The organism is Nocardia amamiensis (genome assembly GCF_015477605.1).
GTDB classification, from domain to species: Bacteria; Actinomycetota; Actinomycetes; order Mycobacteriales; family Mycobacteriaceae; genus Nocardia; species Nocardia amamiensis_A.
The window spans coordinates 1-3,766 of the sequence record NZ_JADLQX010000102.1 but is presented as its reverse complement, the minus strand read 5'-3'; the positions used below and the strand labels follow the sequence as shown (position 1 = coordinate 3,766).

The window sequence follows — 3,766 nt, the reverse complement described above, 5'->3', positions numbered from 1 at the left end:
CCGACCGCGATGCGATCAGACAACCGTTCATCCGTCTCCGACTTGACCTGCCCAGGCCGCGGCATGCACACCTCCCGGGCACAGACCCTACCAGCCCACAAACCTTAAGTCACTGGTATTGGGCCTAAGCCCATGACGTTGCGACCAGCGAAGCAGCCGGTCCAGTGCACGGCAGAATCGCCGCTCCCACGCAGCACGTGTTCGAACGGCCCGAAGTAACCGATATTGTTTCCCGGCTGCAGTAGCACGCCATTCGCAACCCCTGCCGTGTACAGGTCTGCCAGGATCGGCATCAGATCGAGCAGTTCGTATGGCTGGATGAGCAGGTGGTGATTGTCCGCCGCACGTCCCATTGCAACCATGAGTTGCACCTGCCAGTTGCTGACGTTTGCTTGGATCAAAACCTCTAGCAGATCGCGGAGTTGAGGCATGACCGGTGCGGTGATCTGAGTGTTGACGCTCGTGCGGATACCGACATCGCGCAACCGGTGCAGAGCCCTCACTGCGGCGTCGAACGAACCCCGGCGGCCGCGGAGTCTGTCGTGCAGTGCGGCGAGACCGTCGATCGAAACCCCGCAGGCAACCAGTCCCGCGTCGCTGACCTCGCGTATGCGCTCATCGTCCAAATGCCAACCCCCGCTCTGTATCGCGCATTGCATTCCGTTGGCCGTGACCGCTCGGACGATCTGCACCCAGTCCGGACGAAGAAACGCCTCCCCGCCTATCAGAGTTACCTCTCGGACGCCAAGATCACGCAGTTGATGCACCACGTCGAGGCACTCCTCGGTCGACAACTCATTAGGGCGCCGCGCACCCGCACGCGAACCGCAGTGCACGCACTTGAGGTTGCATGCCAACGTAAGTTCCCAGACGACATGCACCGGACGGTGTTCGCGAATATCGGATTCGGTGAGATACCGGTTGGGTTTGGTCATAGTCAGCTGCCAGGCTCATCTGCGCGACGAGGCGGCTCAAGGCGAGAAATCGCGTCTTCGAGCGCGCGCAACGCGTCGGTAACCTCCGCAATCTGCTCAGGTGCTACCGGCGCAAACTCAACCTCATACAGTGCCTTTCGCGCACCCTCCGCAACAGCCTTCATCCGCTGCAGATCGCCGCTATTGATGGCGTCGTGTATTGCGTGACCGTACGGTGGACGTGGGCGGTCAAAAGCCGCTTGAGCATCATCATCGCCAGCGTTGTCCAAATCATTCACCTCCATGAGTCGTTCCTCTGTACTTATCCGTTTCGCGTCGGTTGCCTCGAATATCAAACGGATGGCTTACGGTCGCAAGCTACTGAGCAAGTGATTTCGAATGTCGTCTTTGGCGATCGCTGGCAAGGTGTGGCCGAGCAAAACCGCTTTGATGGCGGTTAGGTAGGCCGCTATGTCCGATGCGTCGGCCTGAATAACAAGGTTGGCCCACTGGATCGTCTATGAGGTCGGCGTGGTACCTCCATGGTGGGCATGGTTGTGTGCCGCCAACGCGTCGATCAGCAAATTCACGTAGGTGGTGAGTTCGGCTGTGTCGTCTACTCGCGTGTTGATGTCTCGGACCAATTGATTGTGCGTCGAGATCTCGGCCATCATGATGTCGATGTCGTCGGCCACCGTCGGAGCGTGGCGTTGGGCACTCCAGGGAGCCGGGCAGGGTAGATTCTCACGTTGCAGAACGATGCCGTCGCCACCGAAGAACGGATACACCGCGCAGGACCGCGGGCGGACAGGATAGATGCCGCAGTTGCCGTCGTGACCGCCGCGGTAGAAGCGGCAGCCGGTATCACTCTGGCTGATAACCACATTGACGAGATCGCCGCGGATACGGGAGGGTTCGATGGGGCAACGGCCCTCCCATGAGGGAACCGTGCCGCAGATCGTCGCCGCCGGCAGGCCCTGCGCCGACGAAATTCGCTGCAGGTCGTGTGCTGTCACTTCGATCGAGTAGCGGGTGCAGCATCGTCCGATGCAAACCGAGCACGCGGTCGGAAAGCTCATAGCCGTCTCGTTCCGACGTGTCGGCCCAGGGCGGGCCTCTTGTCGAATGCCCACTCGACATGTTGCCCTTCGGCTCGCACATAGTGCCATGTCGCCTGCGCTTGCCACTCGCCGTCGAAGGGATCTCGCCAGTGGTTGCACCGCGATCCGGCATAGACGACGCAATCGCCTGGGTCCAGGTCGAATCGGAGCGCCGAACCTGTTCCCTGGACATACAGCGGCCACAATACGTCGGTGTCGCGGCCCAGGGTGAGGCTGACCGCGACCTCGCAGGCGAGGCGATCGGTATGCCTCTTCAACTCGTCCGACCGCCGATACAGCCGGGCGTAGGAATGCGTCGGCAACACCGCTGTTCCCAGGAATTTCTCGATCTGCGGCTGCAGATCGGCCAGCATCACTTCCATCAGCACATCGCCATACGACGCGTAGGAACGTGCCAGTTGTCCATCGCCCAAGCTCATTTCGCCAATCTCGGCTTTCAGGCGCAGGTAGGCCGAGGCGAGCTCGCAGACGCGCCGGTCGAGCGCGGCGCGGAGCACGCCCCCGTCGATCTCGTCATGGCGTTCGATCGCTGTCGGCGGGTCGAAAATCCTGCAGGTGGATACGTGTTCGGTGCGAGTTGGTACGTTCGCCGTTGACATGCTGGCCCCTCATATAGTCGCGTTGCCATTGCGGCCCGCTGATGTTTCCGTTCATCGAGCGCGACAGAAATTCATCGCGTGAGCGTCCCCATTCCGCATGGAGACGTTCGATCTCGGGCTCACTGGCCACCGGGGTGAGGATGGGATTGAACTGCTCGATCGTGCCGCGCGCCTGTGGGCTGATCATGCATATCGGTTCGTCGCGGGCGAAGTGGATAGGTATCCCTGGCCGTGTGATCTTCCAGTTCATGGTGAAAGATGCTGACGCCCAGTCCCTTTCGTCTATGCCCTCCAGCGGGCACACACCGTCCTTCGGAATGTTCGCAGGCCCGCGCACCGACATGTCCCACCCGGTCGGGGTGCGGAAAAGAAGGGGAATGTTGAAGGTGATTATTCCGTACCCGAAGTGGCTGCTGGCCATGGGAAGAGCGTTACCGCTGCCGTACTCGATCTCCACCGCCTCGACCGCGTCGTCGCCTGACCACGTCGCGATGAAGGAGAAGTTGTTGAGAACGAACCACCCGTATTGGTTTGCCATGAGCAGCGGCAGGCAGCGGTTCGCGAACGAATCACCGGTCCGATCCATCCAGGCCCGCCGGAGCGGCGCGGGCCGAATTCGCGGCGCGTCCTCGGCGGTCTTGTACGCGATGAGGGGGAACCTCGGCTCCGGCAGGTTCAATGCGGTTTCCTGTCCTCGGCTGTGAGCGCGACCAGAACCGGATGGGCGTGGCACCGTTCGGTGGTGAACCACACCGACATCGTGAAGCGATCGCCACACATCACTGGTTCGACGTGGTGGAGATAGTCGGACCCGCATGGAAAAGTCACATAGAGCCCCGCAGCCGGGGAAAGCGCGCCGATATCGTCGCGCTGAAATCGCAAGCGGCCGCCCTTGACTCGGTTGAGGTAAAGGATGCCGGCGATGTCACGGTGCGGGGTATGGTTCGCGACCCATCGTCCGTTGACGCTTCGGACATTGTCCGCGTGCCATTCGTGGCCCTGTCCGGGACTGCCCCGGATCTGATTGACTCGCGGGTTGTGGTGGTTTCAGGCCGCGAGTGGGGCCTGGTTCAGGGTCTCATACTCGACCGGAGTCAGCCGGGACAGCCCTCGCTGGCGGCGTCGGCGGTGG

General features: G+C 61.6%; 6 protein-coding genes. All 6 read right to left on the bottom strand.

The annotated features are described in order from the left end of the window. Nucleotides 1-104 precede the first annotated feature (104 nt). On the bottom strand, nt 105-935 hold the full coding sequence (locus IU459_RS36725) for a radical SAM protein (protein WP_195134187.1): 831 nt from the start codon (nt 933-935) through the stop codon (nt 105-107). 2 nt (nt 936-937) lie between these two features. After that, nucleotides 938-1,219 carry a DUF1843 domain-containing protein gene (locus tag IU459_RS36720; protein ID WP_195134186.1) on the bottom strand — a complete coding sequence of 94 codons (282 nt, stop codon included), beginning with the start codon at nt 1,217-1,219 and terminating at the stop codon, nt 938-940. Between the two features lie 213 nt (nt 1,220-1,432). Beyond that, nucleotides 1,433-1,993: a YkgJ family cysteine cluster protein gene (locus IU459_RS36715; RefSeq protein ID WP_195134185.1), complete on the bottom strand. Its 561-nt coding sequence runs from the start codon at nt 1,991-1,993 to the stop codon at nt 1,433-1,435. Continuing rightward, complete coding sequence (locus IU459_RS36710; RefSeq protein WP_195134184.1) at nt 1,990-2,532, bottom strand: hypothetical protein; 543 nt, start codon at nt 2,530-2,532, stop codon at nt 1,990-1,992. The genes IU459_RS36715 and IU459_RS36710 overlap by 4 nt, the downstream gene beginning before the upstream one ends. 16 nt (nt 2,533-2,548) lie before the next feature. Further along, nucleotides 2,549-3,313, bottom strand: coding sequence for a DUF6065 family protein (locus IU459_RS36705; RefSeq protein WP_195134183.1), 765 nt, complete (start codon nt 3,311-3,313; stop codon nt 2,549-2,551). Continuing rightward, nucleotides 3,310-3,654 carry a 2OG-Fe(II) oxygenase gene (locus tag IU459_RS40280; RefSeq protein ID WP_195134188.1) on the bottom strand — a complete coding sequence of 115 codons (345 nt, stop codon included), beginning with the start codon at nt 3,652-3,654 and terminating at the stop codon, nt 3,310-3,312. Before IU459_RS40280 ends, IU459_RS36705 begins: the two co-directional genes overlap by 4 nt. Nucleotides 3,655-3,766: the final 112 nt, after the last annotated feature.

Bases quoted from the DNA above. Each gene is read 5' to 3' on its own strand.
- IU459_RS36720 (WP_195134186.1), bottom strand. From the start codon at position 1,219: ATGGAGGTGAATGATTTGGACAACGCTGGCGATGATGATGCTCAAGCG.
- IU459_RS36715 (WP_195134185.1), bottom strand. From the start codon at position 1,993: ATGAGCTTTCCGACCGCGTGCTCGGTTTGCATCGGACGATGCTGCACC.
- IU459_RS36725 (WP_195134187.1), bottom strand. From the start codon at position 935: ATGACCAAACCCAACCGGTATCTCACCGAATCCGATATTCGCGAACAC.